Annotated in this window: 2 protein-coding genes; one reads left to right on the top strand and one right to left on the bottom strand. The window is 72.8% G+C overall.

The window, feature by feature from the left end; genetic code table 11:
• A partial coding sequence (locus AC13HU_RS37695; protein ID WP_483046512.1) for a dihydropteroate synthase occupies positions 1–479 on the bottom strand: 479 nt, incomplete at its 3' end.
• A gap of 158 nt (positions 480–637) precedes the next feature.
• Here AC13HU_RS37695 and AC13HU_RS37690 point away from each other — a divergent pair.
• Positions 638–949: DivIVA domain-containing protein (locus AC13HU_RS37690; RefSeq protein ID WP_483046511.1), on the top strand; the 312-nt coding region annotated here is incomplete at its 3' end.

The raw sequence follows: 949 nt of genomic DNA, 5'->3' as shown, positions 1-949 counted from the left end.
CCCAACTGCTCGGCGCGTTCGGCGAGTCCGACCGTGACCCGGAGGATGTCGGCCATCACGTCGTCGTAACCGATCCGGTGCGGCCGGGTCCGCGGCCGCACCCCGCCCGCGTGGGTGCACACCAGCCCCACCCCGTACCGTGCGGCCACCTCCGCCAGTTCGGGGTCCACGCCGCCCCACGCGTCGTTGAGCAGGTCGGCGCCCGCCTCGCAGACGGCCTCCGCGACCTCGTGCCGCCAGGTGTCCACGCTGATCACGACGTCGGGGTGGCGTCGCCGCACCTCGGCGACGAACCGCACCGTCCGCCGGATCTCCTCGTCCGCCGACACCTCCTCGCCCGGCCCCGCCTTGACCCCGCCGATGTCGACGATCGCGGCACCCTCGCCGATCACCTGCGCGACCCGTTCGAGCGCCGGCTCGTCGGTGAAGGTGGCCCCCTGGTCGTAGAACGAGTCGGGTGTCCGGTTCACGATGGCCATGATCACCGGCTCCCGCGCACCGAATTCGCGGTTGCCCAGCCGAAGTCCCACGGTCACTCCTCATCTCAGACTCATGCGATCGTGGCACGATCGTGCCTGACATGGAGGACCTGCCGATCCGGACGGCAGGTCCCTGGGCCGTACCCCGGGAGATCTACGTGTTCTGGTTCATGCTCATCGCGCTCGTCGCGGTGGTCGCCGCGGTGGCGCTGGCCGTACTCGGCGACGGCGGCGCGCTCAAGGACTCCCAGCCCGACCGGATCGAGGACCGGCTGCCCCCCGACCGCCCGCTGGGCCGCGCCGACGTGGACGCGGTCCGGCTGCCGGTGGGCCTGCGCGGCTACCGCATGGTCGACGTGGACGAGGTACTGGAGCGGCTCGGCGCGGAGCTGGCCGAACGCGACGCCCGCATCGCCGACCTGGAGGCCCACCTCGCCGGCGTCCACGCCGGCGCGCACCGCTACGACACC

The organism is Streptomyces sp. NH27, from assembly GCF_056859195.1.
Note: the sequence above shows the minus strand (reverse complement) of the source record. Positions and strands in the feature narration are given on the sequence as shown.